Source organism: Lentzea sp. NPDC004789 (assembly GCF_053601075.1).
Genome location: NZ_JBSGBE010000015.1, coordinates 150650 through 164890, shown reverse-complemented (window position 1 = coordinate 164890; position 14241 = coordinate 150650). Strand labels below are relative to the sequence as shown.

General features: G+C 67.4%; 17 protein-coding genes. 11 read left to right on the top strand and 6 right to left on the bottom strand.

Features of this window, described 5'->3' with window-relative positions; translation table 11 throughout:
• Positions 1 to 27: 27 nt before the first annotated feature.
• A complete protein-coding gene (locus tag ACWEIJ_RS30620; RefSeq protein WP_449840779.1) occupies positions 28 to 2301 on the bottom strand; it encodes a chitobiase/beta-hexosaminidase C-terminal domain-containing protein in 2274 nt (757 codons plus the stop codon).
• A gap of 123 nt (positions 2302 to 2424) precedes the next feature.
• Here ACWEIJ_RS30620 and ACWEIJ_RS30615 point away from each other — a divergent pair, with 123 nt between their 5' ends.
• Positions 2425 to 3264 carry a helix-turn-helix domain-containing protein gene (locus ACWEIJ_RS30615; protein WP_449840706.1) on the top strand — a complete coding sequence of 280 codons (840 nt, stop codon included), beginning with the start codon at positions 2425 to 2427 and terminating at the stop codon, positions 3262 to 3264.
• On the top strand, positions 3242 to 3421 hold the full coding sequence (locus ACWEIJ_RS30610; RefSeq protein ID WP_449840705.1) for a DUF397 domain-containing protein: 180 nt from the start codon (positions 3242 to 3244) through the stop codon (positions 3419 to 3421). The genes ACWEIJ_RS30615 and ACWEIJ_RS30610 overlap by 23 nt, the downstream gene beginning before the upstream one ends.
• Here the strand turns inward: ACWEIJ_RS30610 and ACWEIJ_RS30605 are convergent.
• The 4 genes from ACWEIJ_RS30605 to ACWEIJ_RS30590 are packed head-to-tail and all read right to left on the bottom strand — an operon-like array spanning position 3399 to position 7505.
• Positions 3399 to 5063, bottom strand: a complete 1665-nt coding sequence (locus tag ACWEIJ_RS30605) for a PAS domain-containing protein (protein WP_449840704.1) — start codon at positions 5061 to 5063, stop codon at positions 3399 to 3401. The genes ACWEIJ_RS30610 and ACWEIJ_RS30605 overlap by 23 nt on opposite strands.
• A 1-nt stretch (position 5064) precedes the next feature.
• On the bottom strand, positions 5065 to 5823 hold the full coding sequence (locus ACWEIJ_RS30600) for an amino acid ABC transporter ATP-binding protein (RefSeq protein WP_449840703.1): 759 nt from the start codon (positions 5821 to 5823) through the stop codon (positions 5065 to 5067).
• Positions 5810 to 6613, bottom strand: coding sequence for an amino acid ABC transporter permease (locus tag ACWEIJ_RS30595; RefSeq protein WP_449840702.1), 804 nt, complete (start codon positions 6611 to 6613; stop codon positions 5810 to 5812). The genes ACWEIJ_RS30600 and ACWEIJ_RS30595 overlap by 14 nt, the downstream gene beginning before the upstream one ends.
• Positions 6603 to 7505 carry a transporter substrate-binding domain-containing protein gene (locus ACWEIJ_RS30590; protein WP_449840701.1) on the bottom strand — a complete coding sequence of 301 codons (903 nt, stop codon included), beginning with the start codon at positions 7503 to 7505 and terminating at the stop codon, positions 6603 to 6605. Before ACWEIJ_RS30590 ends, ACWEIJ_RS30595 begins: the two co-directional genes overlap by 11 nt.
• Positions 7506 to 7758: 253 nt before the next feature.
• Here ACWEIJ_RS30590 and trxA point away from each other — a divergent pair, with 253 nt between their 5' ends.
• The 9 genes from trxA (at position 7759) to ACWEIJ_RS30545 (ending at position 13415) form a co-directional block, all read left to right on the top strand.
• Positions 7759 to 8124 (top strand): thioredoxin, encoded by a 366-nt coding sequence (trxA, locus tag ACWEIJ_RS30585; protein WP_449840700.1) that lies wholly within the window; start codon positions 7759 to 7761, stop codon positions 8122 to 8124.
• A 33-nt stretch (positions 8125 to 8157) separates the two neighbouring features.
• Positions 8158 to 8547, top strand: a complete 390-nt coding sequence (locus ACWEIJ_RS30580; protein WP_449840699.1) for a phage holin family protein — start codon at positions 8158 to 8160, stop codon at positions 8545 to 8547.
• Positions 8544 to 8831, top strand: a complete 288-nt coding sequence (locus tag ACWEIJ_RS30575; RefSeq protein WP_355453327.1) for a DUF3618 domain-containing protein — start codon at positions 8544 to 8546, stop codon at positions 8829 to 8831. The genes ACWEIJ_RS30580 and ACWEIJ_RS30575 overlap by 4 nt, the downstream gene beginning before the upstream one ends.
• Positions 8828 to 9097 (top strand): DUF4235 domain-containing protein, encoded by a 270-nt coding sequence (locus tag ACWEIJ_RS30570; protein ID WP_449840698.1) that lies wholly within the window; start codon positions 8828 to 8830, stop codon positions 9095 to 9097. The genes ACWEIJ_RS30575 and ACWEIJ_RS30570 overlap by 4 nt, the downstream gene beginning before the upstream one ends.
• Before the next feature lie 85 nt (positions 9098 to 9182).
• The gene (locus ACWEIJ_RS30565; protein WP_449840697.1) at positions 9183 to 10046 is read left to right on the top strand and encodes a chorismate transformation enzyme, FkbO/Hyg5 family; all 864 of its coding nucleotides are present in this window, start codon (positions 9183 to 9185) and stop codon (positions 10044 to 10046) included.
• Positions 10047 to 10083: 37 nt separating this feature from the next.
• Entirely contained in the window at positions 10084 to 10602 is a 519-nt protein-coding gene (locus tag ACWEIJ_RS30560) for a VOC family protein (RefSeq protein ID WP_355453319.1), read from the top strand.
• Positions 10603 to 10615: 13 nt separating this feature from the next.
• A complete protein-coding gene (locus ACWEIJ_RS30555; RefSeq protein WP_449840696.1) occupies positions 10616 to 11704 on the top strand; it encodes an S-(hydroxymethyl)mycothiol dehydrogenase in 1089 nt (362 codons plus the stop codon).
• The gene (locus tag ACWEIJ_RS30550; RefSeq protein ID WP_449840695.1) at positions 11704 to 12303 is read left to right on the top strand and encodes an MBL fold metallo-hydrolase; all 600 of its coding nucleotides are present in this window, start codon (positions 11704 to 11706) and stop codon (positions 12301 to 12303) included. The genes ACWEIJ_RS30555 and ACWEIJ_RS30550 overlap by 1 nt, the downstream gene beginning before the upstream one ends.
• A gap of 146 nt (positions 12304 to 12449) precedes the next feature.
• Positions 12450 to 13415, top strand: a complete 966-nt coding sequence (locus ACWEIJ_RS30545; RefSeq protein WP_449840694.1) for a ribosome-inactivating family protein — start codon at positions 12450 to 12452, stop codon at positions 13413 to 13415.
• 18 nt (positions 13416 to 13433) lie between these two features.
• Here the strand turns inward: ACWEIJ_RS30545 and ACWEIJ_RS30540 are convergent, their stop codons facing one another.
• Positions 13434 to 14192, bottom strand: a complete 759-nt coding sequence (locus ACWEIJ_RS30540; RefSeq protein WP_449840693.1) for an enoyl-CoA hydratase/isomerase family protein — start codon at positions 14190 to 14192, stop codon at positions 13434 to 13436.
• Positions 14193 to 14241: the final 49 nt, after the last annotated feature.

Genomic DNA, 14241 nt, shown 5'->3' with positions numbered 1-14241 from the left:
TGATTGTGGCGGATGATCCCCCGGCGGCTACGGGTAGCTGACGACGTTGACCGGCACCGTGCCCGGCGGCGTCACCGCCCCGACGTCGTTGACCACGTGCGTGATCGTTCCCCGGTAGTTGAGCGACACCGTCAGCAGGTTGTGCATCCGCACGCCAGACCGGTTCGGCACCTCGAACGCGTGCTCGGCGCGCACCGCCGGGTTGACGTCGAAGAAGCAGTAGCTGCCCAGCCCCCACGCCTCGTGCGTGGTGACGTTGTCGCCGACCTTGTAGGCCGCGTACCCGGTGACCCCGTTGGGCGCCATCCACGAGGCCTGGTTCGGCACGTCGTACGGCATCTCGTTCTGGAAGAAGATCGTCCGTCCGCCCTGACCGTTCCAGATCACCTGGTACTTCTGGTAGTGCTCGACGAACAACCCGGTGGCCAGCACGTTGTTGCCGTTCACGAGCACGCCCGTGTCACCGACCGCCTCGGTCCACCCGTAGGTGCCCGCGTTGCCGTGGTCGGCCCGCCACGCCCAGGTGTGGTCGATGATCGTGTTGCTGCTGTTCACGACCAGGCTGGTGGTCGCCTTGCCCGCCACCGCCCCGCCGACCCGGAAGAACACGTCCTGCAACGTCGTCGGGTTGCTCCCGTGCGCCGCCGACGAACCCGAAGGCCCGACCGTCAGCAACGCGTCCGAGCGAGTGGTGCCCGCGTCGAACAGGAGGCCCTTGATCCGCACGCCGTCGACGTCGGCGACCTGCATGGCGTTGACCCCGTTGTCCGGCACGATCGTCGCGTACCCGATGCCGAGCACGACGGTGTTCGGCCGGGTGATCTGCAGCGTCTGGTTCACGTGGTAGATGCCGGGCGTGAAGAACAGGTCGCACCCCTGCGCCAGCGCCGTGTTGATCGTCGAGGCCGTGTCACCGGACTTGACGACGTAGAACTGGCTCATCGGCACCGACGTGCCGGGCGTGCCGCCGTTGAGCCACGACGCACCGGAAGCGTTGGTGCGCAAGGAAGGCAGGAACACCCGGTACTTCCCGGCCTCGAAGTAGAGGTAGGGAACGTCCCGCGACACCGGCGTGGTGCCCAACGTGGTCTCGGGCGGCGAGGGGAACGTGTTGGCAGGTGCCCCGGGAGTTCCGGAGAACACCATGTTCCACACACCGCCGTCCCAACTGCCGTAGTTGGAATCGCGCGTGTACCACTGCTGCTGCGAGATGGACGCCGTCTGCCCGGACACCCGCGTATCAGCCGTGTAACCACCGCTGGCGTACCCGTAGGAAGCCGGGTACAGCGCCAAGTTGCCGCGCACGTCCATCCGCCGGAACGGCGCCGCCTGCGCCACGGCCCACCGGTTGGTGCCGCTGCTCGGGTTGACCGTCATGTTCTCGGCGGACCGCCAGAAGTTCTGCAGCGCCACACCCTTGTCCGACTCGTTGAACGCGTCGACCGTGATGTCACCATTGATCACGACGTCACCGGGGTTGCGCCCAAGACCCGCAACGGACGTGTAGAAGCCCACGTCGTCATGGACGTTGTACGTGCCAGGCTTGAACAGATGCGCGACCCGGCGCGGCGCCATCTGCGCGGTCAGGGTGTCCTTCTGCGCGTTGAAGTCCGTGTCGAGCTGCGCCTGGATGCTCGCGGCGGACATCGACGGGTCGAAGATCCGCGTGTTCGGCCCGAAGTTCGGGTTGTCGGACTGGACGCAACCCTGCTGCGTGCCGATCGTGTAGGTCGCGCTGGCGACGACTGAGTTCGCCAGACCGGACTTGATCCCGATCGCGTTCACGGTCCTGGTACCGGGAACGGAGATCGGCCCGGTGTAGAGCGGAGAACTGGCCGTGGGCGTCGAACCGTCCACTGTGTACCGGATCGAGGCACCGGAGGTCGTGGTCGAGATCGTCACGGTCTGCGCGGACGCGTAGGAACCGCCCGGCGGGCTGAACGTCGGCGTCGCGACCTGCGCGGGCGCGCTGCCGTGCGTGTACGTGAAGTGCGGGGTGTCGTACTGCGGCCCGCCCTTCTCGTAGGTGAACCAGTACTCGATCTGCGTGCCGGACGACAGCGACCCGACGGTCTTCTGCCAGGTCCCGGCGTTGTTGGTCATCCGGAAGTTCTGCTGGGGGATGTTGGTGATCAGGTAGTGCACGTCGACGTACAGGGCAGGGGTCGTCGGCGTGAAGTCGATCCTCGCCTGAGTGGAGTCCAGCGCCGTCACGGTCTGCGTGTAGTCCTCGGCCGCGGACGCGGCGGTGGACGACGCCAGTGACGACAGGGCAGTCGCTGCGGCGGCCAGACAGGCCAGCCATCTCACCTTTGAGAGCGCTCTCACACCTGGAACGGTAAGCGGCGGAAGAGTTTTGAACAAGCGACGTTTTCACCCGAACGAGCGGCTTCTTGTTTTGGATTCAAGCCATAGCGTCGACACATGACTGCTTCCACCGCGTACAGCCGGGACCTGGGTGACGAGCTGCGCCGACTCCGCGAGACCTGCACCGGCCTCAAGGGCCACCAACTGGCCAAGAAGCTCGGCTGGGACCCCAGCAAGGTCTCCACCATAGAGCACGGCAAGTCGCGCGCGAGCGAGATCGACCTGATCCAGTACTTGTCCATGTGCGGCAAGGACATCGACTTCGTGAACGACTTCAAGCGCCGCTACCAGTACGCCTTCGACGAGTACTTCATCCAGGTGTCGGACAACCTGCGAACGGTCGCAATGGCCGAGTCGACTGCCACCACGATCGTCACCTACGACACGCAGACGATCCCGGGCCTCCTGCAGACACCCGAATACGCGGACGCCATCTTCCGGATGACCGGCGTGGTGACGGAGGCACGCATCCCGACCCTCGTCCAGTTCAGGATTGAGCGGCAAACGGTACTGCGTCGACACGATCGGCCGACTTGCTTGTTTTTCGTCCATGAGCATGCGCTGCAACTCCAGGTCGGCAACGGCACGGTCATGGAGGACCAGTACGCCCGACTGCTGTTCAACACGCACACCATCCGGATCGTACCGGCGAACGCACCGATCGCCGCCACCAGCTGCATGCTGTGGGAATTCGACAAAGTGCGGGCGGTGGTCTACAGCGAGACCAATCTCGCGAAGGTGTTCGTGCAGGATCCGGGTGCCATCGCCCGAACCAGGCTCCTCTTCGACCGCCTGGATGAGATCGCCTTGAGTGCGGAACAATCGCGGAGCAGGCTGGCGGAGTACGTCGGCCGTCCGCGAGAGGAACCCGATCATGCAGGACCGCACTTGGAGTAAGAGCAGCTACAGCGACGGCACAGACGACGGTGCATGCGTCGAGGTGTCACTCGCCCATGACGCGCTGGTCCGGGACTCGAAGAACGCGAGCGGCGACGTCCTCGCGTTCTCGCCCCCCGCCTGGAACGCGCTGATCAGGTCCCTCGGTTCTCGTTGAGGTAGTTGTAGATCGTGTAGCGGGTGACCTCCAGCACACCCGCCAGATGGTCGACCGAGTCCCGGATGAGGAAGAACCCGGCCTCGTCCAGGACTCGCACGACCTGCGACTTGTGCACCTTCTTCATCAGCTCGACCGGCACGCCCACATCGGCGATGGCCTTCTCGACCAGCACCCGCTGCAACGTGTCCACGTCCTGCGGGAACGACTCGACCGGCCCGGAAGCCTCGTGCGCCGCCAGCTTGTTGACGCACAGGCACCCCACGGCCACACCGTTCGCGTCGCGCACGAAGGTGGTCGACGACCAGATGGCCCGCCCGTCCGGCGCGTAGGTCTCGTAGCCCGGCATGTCGGTCGTGGTGCCACGCCGGACCAGCCCCAGCAACAGGTCGGTCATCGGCCCGCCCACCTGCCGCCCGGTCAGCGACCCGGCGATCGCGATGATCGAGTTCGGCAGCCGCGAGAGGTCGTGCACGACGACCTCGGTGTCCGGCCCCAACGCCGAGGCGAGGCTGTCGACCGTCGGCACCAGCGCCGACAACGCGGCCGGCACCGGCGACGAAACTCCCCCGGACAGCGACTTCAGCGCGGCCCGCACGCGTTCGAGCGTCCCGCGCGTGGTCGTGGCGTGCGGCGACAACCGGACGTGCTCCGGCCGCACGGTCGCCGTGACACCGAAGGCGTTCAGCGCCTCCCCCACCACCGACGCCGCCTCGGGCATGGTGAACGCGAGGATCCCCGCCCGCCGCTCGCGCGCTGACACGATCTGGCCGCCGCACGACAGCACGATCTCCTCCAGCTCGGCGACCACGTCCGAGACGGCCGCGTCCAACGCACCCACCCCGGCCAGCTCGACCAGTTCGAGCGCCTCGGCGAACGCGCCCGACACGACCGGCGAGAGGTTCGTGATGTTCCAGGAGGCGGCGTCCGGCGCGGGCTCGTGCACCGAGTTGTCGAACAAGCCGGCGTCGACCGCGCCCGTCCACCCGGACAGAACGGGGGAAAGCCGCTCCAAAGCCCGGTCCGACAGCACCACGAAACCGGTGCTCCACCCGGCGCGCAACCACTTCTGCCCGCCGACGACCAGCACGTCGGCCAGCTCCCACGGCTCGTCGGCCACGCCGAAGCCCTGGATGCCGTCCACGATCAGCAACCGGTCGCCGACGACCTCGCGCAGCACGGCCAGATCAGCCCGGTAGCCGGTGCGGAAGTCCACAGCGGACACCGACAGCGCGGAGACCTCGGCGGTCAAACCGGCCGCAACTGCGGAAGGCGTCGGCTGTCCGTCCAGCACCACCGAGGGCAACCCGGCCCGCATCCACGGGTAGGTGTTGGACGGGAACTCCGACGCCGAGTACATGACGGTCCCCGACAGCCCGAACGCGGCCTGAAAGAGGCCGATCGACGTGTTCGGAACCAGAGCGACGTGGTCGGTGTCGGAGCGGCACAGCCGGGCGACGGCGGCCTTCACCCGTTGTTCCTCGCGCATCAGCGTGTCCACTGTGGAGGGCCCGGCGAGCGAGGCCTGTTCCATCAGCCGCGAGGTGGCCGTGACCACCGCCAGGGACGGCGGGCCGAAGCGGGCGAAGTCGAGGTACCCCTCCGGTTCGCGGAACTGGGCGAGGTACGAGGTGTCGATCAACTTAGAGCACCTTTGCGAGGAACTGTTGCGTGCGCGGCTGTTGTGGATTGTCCAGCACGTCTGCCGGAGTGCCGCTCTCCACCACGGCGCCGTCGACGAGGAACACCACGCGGTCGGCGACCGAGCGGGCGAAACCGATCTCGTGAGTGACCACGATCATCGTCATGCCGTCGCGGGCCAGCGAGGTCATCACGTCGAGCACCTCGCCGACCAGCTCCGGGTCCAGCGCGGACGTGGGCTCGTCGAACAGCATCAGCTTGGGCTTCATCGCCAGAGCGCGCGCGATCGCAACACGTTGCTGCTGGCCGCCGGACAGCTGCGCCGGGTACGCGCCCGCCTTCTCGGCGAGGCCGACCCGTTCCAGCAACGCCAGCGCCTCCCCGCGCACCTCGGCGCGGTCACGCCGGAGCACCTGGACCGGGCCCTCCATGACGTTCTCCAGCGCCGTGCGGTGCGGGAAGAGGTTGAAGCGCTGGAACACCATGCCGATGTCCCGTCGCTGGTGGGCGGCCTCGCGTTCGCGCAGCTCGTAGAGCTTCCCGCCGTGCGCGCGGAACCCGACCGGCACGCCGTCGACCCAGATCCGGCCGGCGTCGATGGTCTCCAGGTGGTTCACGCAGCGCAGGAACGTCGACTTCCCCGCGCCGGACGGCCCGAGCAGGCAGACGACCTCGCCGCGCTCCACCTCCAGGTCGACGCCGCGCAGCACCTCGGTGTGGCCGAACGACTTCCGGACACCTACCGCCTCAACGAGGGCCATGCGCACGCTCCAGGTAGTGCTGCCCGACCGACGCGAGGGACACCAGCACGAGGTACCAGGCCGCGGCGGCGAACAGGGTTTCCATGATCTCCAGGTTGCGCGACGAGATGTTGTTCGCGGCGTGGATGAGCTCCAGGAAGGCGATCACCGACGCCATCGAGGTGCCCTTGATCATGTTGATGAAGTTGTTGCCGGTCGGCGGGATGATCACCCGCATCGCCTGCGGCAGCACCACCCTGCGCAACGTCGTCAGCGGTGTCATGCCGATCGACTTGGCCGCCTCGGTCTGGCCGGCGTCCACGCTGCTCAGGCCCGCGCGGACGATCTCGGCCATGTAGGCGCTCTCGTTGAGCCCCAGGCCGAGCAGTGCCGCGACGAACGCGGTCATCACCACGTTCGTCGGCACGGTGAACAGCATCGGGATGCTGATCTCCTTGAACACCAGCGCGAGGTTGAACCAGATCAGGATCTGCAGCAGCACCGGCAGCCCGCGGAACAGCCAGATGTACCCGACGGCGAACCAGCGGGCGACGGGGTTCGCCGACAGCCGCATCAACGCGATCACCACGCCCAGCACGATCGCGCCGCCCTGCGCGGCGACCGCGAGCACGATGGTGTTGAGCAGGCCTTCGAGCATGACGGGGTGCGTGAAGAACTCCGGCACGTCCTCCCACTGGATCTGCGCCCCGGCCATCGCCCAGCCGAGGCCCGCGACGACCAGCACCACGATCGCCGCGCTGATCCACCGGCCGGGGTGGCGCAAAGGCACTACTTCCAGATCACTTGCCATTGATCGCGGCCTTGGTGATCGCACCCTGCTTGATGTCCCACGTGGTGAGGATCTTGGTGTACGTGCCGTCGTCGATCAGCGCCTGCAGCGCGCCCTTGATCGCCTCGGACAGCTCGGCGTTCTTCTTGTTGACACCGATGCCGTACGGGCCGCCGTTGATCGGCGGGAGCTGGACGACCTCGAAGTACTTGCCGTCACCCGCGGTCTTCGCGACGTAGACGGCGGTCGGCAGGTCGTTGAGGATCGCGGCGACGCGGCCGGTGCGCAGCTGGTTCTGGTTGCCGGTGTCGCTGTCGGTGACGCTGAGCTCGACCTTCGGCTTGCCCGCGGCGACACACTTCTCGGTCTGCTCCTTGGCGAACTGCTCCTGCGAGCTGCCGAGGTTCACCGCGACACCCTTGCCGCACAGGTCGTCCGGGCCTTTGACGCCCTCGGGATTCCCCTTCTGCACCATGATCGTGATGCCGGACGTGAAGTAGTCGACGAAGTCGATCTTCTGCTGGCGCTCGGCGGTGTCGTTCATCGCCGCCATCGTGACGTCCACGCGCCCGGTCTCCAGGCTGGTGATCAGCGAGCTGAACGCCATGTCGCTGTGCTCGGCCTTCAGCCCGAGCTTGGCCGCGATCGCCTTGACCAGGTCGACCTCAGACCCCATCGGCGTCTTGCCGTCCTGGTCGTAGAAGTTGTTCGGCGGGTTCTGGATGTTCGACCCGACCCGGAGCTTCCCGGCCGACGCGATCTCGGCGGGCACCAGCGCGGCGAGCTTGTCGTCCTTCTGGACGCCGGACAGGTCCGACGACGGCGGGGTGGTCGTCTGCGCGGTGTCAGACGTGCCTCCGCAGGCAGCGAGCGTTGCGACGAGCAACGAGGTCACGAGCAGGCGCGGCATCATGGCCGGGACGGTACAACGCCCAGTTGAAGACGTCCACAAAAAGTTGAAGAGCGCCCAGGTCGCCCGCGCGAGGCCGGCCCGTCGAGGACGAGGAACCGGCAGGAAATTGTTTTCTCCATTTCTGTTCAATTCTGCTTTCTGCACGTCAGGCCGAGACGCGAGCCCGGTGGGGTGACCGGCGGCACGCCGGGGAATTCTTCAACGACGGCGTCCGTTGAAACGGGTAGCCCCAGGAACAACGAGGAGGACCCCCATGGCGACGGTCGAGCTGACCACCGAGAACTTCGACGACGTGGTCGGCGGGTCCGGCATCGTTCTGGTCGACTTCTGGGCCGACTGGTGCGGCCCGTGCAAGGCGTTCGCGCCCACGTTCGAGGCCGCGTCGGAGAAGCACGAGGACCTCGTGTTCGGCAAGGTCGACACCGAGGCGCAGCAGCAGCTGGCGGCGACGTTCGGCATCCGCAGCATCCCGACGCTGATGATCGTGCGCGAGGGCGTCGTGCTGTTCGCGCAGCCCGGTGCGCTGCCGGCGAACGCGCTGGACAGCCTGATCCAGCAGGCCCGTGACGTGGACATGGAAGAGGTCCACGCCAAGGTGAAGGAAGCTCAGCAGGGCTGATTCACCGACCCCGGCTGTGGGTACCTGACGTGCATGAACACCGACACGTCGACCGCACAGCTGGTCAACCGGCTCTCCGAGCAGGTGAGCAGGCTCGCGCGCGATGAGATCCGACTCGCGGTCGCCGAGCTGAAGGACAAGGGCAAGCACGCCGGTGTCGGCGCCGGGATGTTCGGCGCGGCCGGCGTGTTCGCGTGGTGGGGCGGGCTCAGCGTCGTCGCGGGCATCATCCTCGCCCTCAGCCTCGTACTACCGCCGTGGGCGGCCGCACTGATCGTCGCGGCCGCCCTTTTGCTCGTCGCCGGTGTCATGGCGCTCGTGGGACGCGCGCAGGTCCGGCGTGCCGCGCCGCCGGTGCCGCGGCAGGCGATGGACAACGTGCAGCAGGACATCGCGACGATCAAGGAGCGTGCACACCGATGAGCGACCCCAGGGACGAGCTCCAGAAGGACGTCGAACGCACCCGCCGTGAGCTGGGCGAGACCGTGGAAGCGTTGGCGCACAAGGTCGACGTGCCCGGTCGCGTGAAGGAGCAGGCGCGCGAGACCAAGGTCAGGATGACCAGGGCCACCAGCGAGGCCATCGAGGCGCTGCCCGACCCGGTGGCGGAACAGGTGGAGAAGGCGCGCCGGCATCCGGCGGCGATCGCGGCGGTGCTCATCACGCTGGTCCTCTTGATCTGGAAACTTTCCAGGAGGAATGGATGAAGTTGCTGTACCGCCCACTGGGAATGCTGCTCGGCGCGTTGGGCGGCTTCCTCGCCACCATGATCTTCGGTCAAGTGTGGAAGGTCGTCGCGGGTGACGAAGAAGCGCCGAGCGCGACGATGCGGAACCGGACCTGGCGCGAGGTGCTGCTGGCCGCGGCCTTGCAGGGAGCCATCTTCGGGCTGGTCAAAGCCGCGATCGACCGCGGTGGCGCCAAGGGTTTTCAGAAGCTGACGGGCAAATGGCCCGGCGACGAAGAGGATTGAGCGGACCGCCCAATCGAGACGCTGTGGTGCACGGCAATCGTTCCGCAACTTAATCTGGGCCCGGTCGCCTTCGAAAGGGCCAGTGATGACTCGTCAGTTGCGGGTTCGTGCGCTGTCGTCGAGGTTCGAGCCGCTCTCCGCGGTCGCGGAGGACCCCGCCCGCTCCCGGCTGGGTGTCGTGCGGTTCGCCGGCACGTCGTTCAACCCGGTGCTGCGGGACGGGCATCCGGAGCTGACCGTGCACCTGGCCGAGGACGAGGGGCACGGTTTCGCCGAGGTCTGGACGACCTCGCGCGGCGTCGAGTCCGGTGAGCACAAGGCGATCACCTACGCCCACGACGGCGAGTACCTGTTCTGCGCCGGGCGGATCCCCCCGACCGATGAGCACACCTACGCGGGCAGGCTGGCGTTCCGCGCGGCCCTGGAACTGGCCGGGAAGCTCGGCTACCACCACGTCTTCCGGATGTGGAACTACCTGCAGGACCTCAACCCGCGCAACTACCGCGAGTTCCTGCTGGGCCAGGCGGAGGCGTTCGCGAAACGCCCCGTCACGTGGAGCGGCCTGCCCGCGGCGACGGTCGTGGGCTCACTCGGCGGCGGTATCGCGTTCCACTTCCTGGCCTGCCGCACGGGTGCCCCGGTCACATTGATCTCCCCCAGCGGCGCGCGGGGCGTCTACGTGCGCGGCAGGCTGTTCTTCACGGCACCCTCGCTGGACGACGCCGAGGAGCTGATGAGCGCGGCCAGCCTCGCGAACTGGGGCATCGACGACGGTTTCGGCCTGCACGACATCACGACGCTGAAGGCCTATGCTCGGCAACCGGGTGAACTCTCGCTGGCGCGGTTCGACTGCGAGACGCGGTTGGATCGCGAGACGAGCGTGGCATTCCTGCAGGCCACGCTGCTGCCGGAAGAACGCGACATCGAGTTCGAAGGCGTCGCCGGGTGACCTGCGTACGTTTGAATTCTCAACTATTCTCTGCGACATGCCACAGCCAGAGGGTGCCGAGCTCGACGCGATCCGCGCCAAACGCGATGAGCTGCGCAAGAAATACGTGAAGCCGCTCGACGAGCGCGGCGGCTCGCCCACCAGCGGCGTCCACCACATCGCGTTGATCTGCAAGGACGTCGAGGAAACGATCCGGTTCTACCAGGAGTTCCTCGGCTTCCCGCTGGTGGAGCTCGTCGAGAACCGCGACTACCGCGGTTCCAGCCACTTCTTCTTCGACCTCGGCAACAAGAACCTGCTGGGATTCTTCGACTTCCCGGGCCACGACCACCCGGCGTTCACGGAGACGATCGGCGCCGTTCAGCACCTGGCGCTGTCGACCTCGCCCGAGCGGTTCGACGAGATCAAGGCGAAGCTGGACGACGCGGGCATCGAGTACCTGGGCCCCGACCGCGGCGTCGAGGACAGCCTGTACATCCGCGACCCCAACGGTGTAGGGATTGAGTTCTACCGGGAGGTTCTCGGCGAGTTCGAAGGCACGACCTTGATCAGGTGAGAACGGAGTCGCAGTGGCGCAAGAGGTCAAGGGCATCGTCGCCCGTGGCAAAGGTCTTCCCGTCGAGCTGACCTCGGTGCTGGTGCCCGATCCAGGCCCCGGCGAGGCCGTGGTCCGCGTGCAGGCGTGCGGTGTCTGCCACACCGACCTGCACTACCGCGAGGGCGGCATCAACGACGACTTCCCGTTCCTGCTGGGACACGAGGCCGCGGGTGTCGTGGAGTCCGTGGGTGAAGGCGTGACGGACCTGGAGCCCGGCGACTTCGTCGTGCTGAACTGGCGTGCCGTCTGCGGCACCTGCCGGGCCTGCCGTCGCGGCAAGCCCTGGTACTGCTTCTCGACGTTCAACGCGTCGCAGCCGATGACGCTGGCCGACGGCACCCCGCTGTCCCCGGCCCTGGGCATCGGCGCGTTCGCCGAGAAGACGTTGGTCCACTCAGGACAGTGCACGAAGGTCGACCCGTCCGCCCGCGCGGCGGCCGTCGGCCTGCTGGGCTGCGGTGTCATGGCGGGTGTCGGTGCCGCCGTGAACACCGGTGGCGTGACGCGCGGCGACTCGGTGGCCGTGATCGGCTGCGGCGGCGTGGGCGACGGCGCCATCGCGGGCGCCCGCATCGCCGGTGCCGCGAAGATCATCGCCGTCGACACCGACCCGCGGAAGCTGGAGTGGGCCAAGGGTTTCGGCGCCACGCACACCATCAACGCCCGCGAGGTGCCCGACGTCGTGGAGGCCATCCAGGAGCTGACGGACTCGTTCGGCGCGGACGTCGTGATCGACGCGGTCGGCCGCCCGGAGACGTGGAAGCAGGCCTTCTACGCCCGCGACCTGGCCGGAACCGTTGTCCTCGTGGGTGTTCCGACGCCGGACATGAAGCTCGAGATGCCGTTGATCGACTTCTTCTCGCGCGGCGGCTCGCTCAAGTCCTCGTGGTACGGCGACTGCCTGCCGTCCCGCGACTTCCCGATGCTCGTCGACCTGTACCAGCAGGGCCGTTTCGACCTCGACGCGTTCGTGACCGAGGAGATCCCGCTGGACGGCGTGGAAGCCGCCTTCGAGAAGATGCACCACGGCGACGTGCTGCGATCGGTCGTGGTCTTCTGATGAGCCTGCGAGTCGACCACGCCGTCACGTCCGGCACGTTCTCGCTGGACGGCGAGACCTTCGACGTCGACAACAACGTGTGGGTGATCGGTGACTCCGCGGAGTGCGTCGTCATCGACGCGCCGCACGACGTGGACGCGATCCTCAAGGTCGTGGACGGCCGGAAGGTCGTGGCGATCCTGCTGACCCACGCGCACGACGACCACGTCCGCGTCGCACCGGACCTCGCTCACGCGACGGGCGCGCCGATGGCGTTGCACCAGGCCGATCACGTGGTGTGGTCGTTGACGCACACCGGCGTGATCCCGCACCTGGCGTTGCAGGACGGCCAGATCCTCACCGTGGCCGGCCAGGAGATCCACGTGCTGCACACGCCAGGACATTCGCCGGGCGCGGTGTGCTTCTACGTGCCGTCGCTGGGCGCGGTGTTCACCGGCGACACGTTGTTCCAGGGCGGGCCGGGCGCGACCGGGCGGTCGTTCTCGGACCGGCCGACGATCGAGCAGTCGATCAGGGAGAAGCTGTTCGAACTGCCCGGTGACACCGTGGTCCACACCGGACACGGCCCGGACACCACGATCGACGCCGAGCGCTTCTAGGCAGGCCGGGGGCGGTACCCATTCATCGGTGCCGCCCTACCCACTAATTCCGTCCCCCATTGTTCGGTGTTCCGCCGGACGGCAGATTCGGTGCTGCCCGCGAGCAAGATCTCGCGGCGAAATCCGGACAACGGGAGGGTAAAGGAATGTCCAAAACGGACACCCCCTGGCTGAAGCGGGCGATTTCCCGTCGCCGCAGGTTCACGCTGGCTTCGGCCGCGTTCGCACTGGTCACTTCGACGCTGGCCGGCCTGCTGGGCGCCGCGCCGAGCGCGAACGCGGAGGACAACAACGCCACGTTCTACCTCGACGGAGGCGGCGGCTCGCAGGGCTACATCAACTTCATCAACGACGTGCGCAGCCGGGTCAGCGACAACCAGGGCAGCGTGGTTCCCGGCGCCGGCAACGCCTACCAGGTCAACCACACGATCAACGTGTCCACCAGGGACAGCAACGACTTCATCCGGGTCGACATCCACGCGATGGGCAGCCCCGACTACGTGCGCATCCAGGTGCGGCGCTCAGACCTGTACATCGTCGGCTGGTGGGGAGCTGACGGTGTGTACCGCTACCTGGGTGCCGAGGGCCAGAACGCGGACAACGGACCGTCCAGCCGCTACGGTGACGGCGGTCCGAACGACCACCAGCACCGTTCTGCCGGCTTCACCGACAACTACAACAGCATCGAGGAGGCCGCGGGGCAGGGCCGCGCCGGTCTGGCGATCAATCCGTGGACGGTCAACGGTGCGGTCCGCTACCTGTTGGAAGCCAACAACAGGCAGCACATGGCCCAGGGTGTTCTGCAGATGACCCAGTGGCTCTCGGAGGCCGCTCGCTTCCGGCCGCTGCGCGACGAGATCGCCCTGGTCATGAACGACAACGGGAACTACTTCCGGGTTCCGCAGGAGTACGCCACCCAGGAGAACAACTGGGGCAACCTGAGCAACCGCTTCAACGACCTGCTGCGCCGGCCGCAAGGTGCCCAGGACACCCAGCAGCCGTACACGGGATGGGGACGCATCGTCAACGGTCGTCCGCTGCAGTACACGCTGCGCACCGCCATCAACTACGCGCAGTACGTGCTGGCCACCTCGAACCAGCGCTCACGCTGACCTGACCGGCAACGCCCTCTAAAACCGCGGGGGCCGCTTCTCCAGGAACGCCGACACGCCCTCCGCGTAGTCGGCACTGGACGCGGCCTCCGCGTACAGCGCTCGCACGAAGTCGTCCTCGTGCCCGCCGTCCGTGATCGAGTTGATGATCTTCTTCGCGCCCCGCACCGACACCTGCGCCCGCCCCGCGATCTGTTCGGAGAGTTCCTTCACGCGGGCCTCGACCGACTCCACGACCTCGTTGACCAGACCGATCCGCAACGCCGTGGCCGAGTCGATCAGATCGGCCGAGAACAGGATCTGCTTCGCCCACGCCGGGCCGACCACGTCGACGAGCTGCTTGGTGGACGTGAAGCTGTAGACGATGCCGAGTTTCGCGGGCGTGATGCCGAATCGCGCGTCCGCGGACGCCACCCGGATGTCGCAGGCGAGGGCGATCTCACACCCACCGCCGACGCAGAAGCCGGAGATCGCGGCGATCGTGGGCTTCTCCAGCTGGGCGATGGCGCGTTCGCCGTTGTGCACCGCCTCGCCGTAGTGCGCGGCGCCCGCGGCACCCCGGCGCAGGGTCGAGAACTCGGCGATGTCGGCACCGGCCGAGAAGTGCCCCCCGCCGCGAATCACCAGCACCCGGATGCTCTCATCAGCGGAAACACGCGCCATCAACCCCGGCAGCGCGGACCACATGTCGTAGCTCATGGCGTTGCGCTTGGCCGGACGGTTGATCGTCAACGTGGCGACCGGACCGGCCGCGGACAGCTCCAGGAACTCGCTCACGTGCCGCACGATACCCATCGGGCTGTGGCGTCACGCTCGGTCTCATATG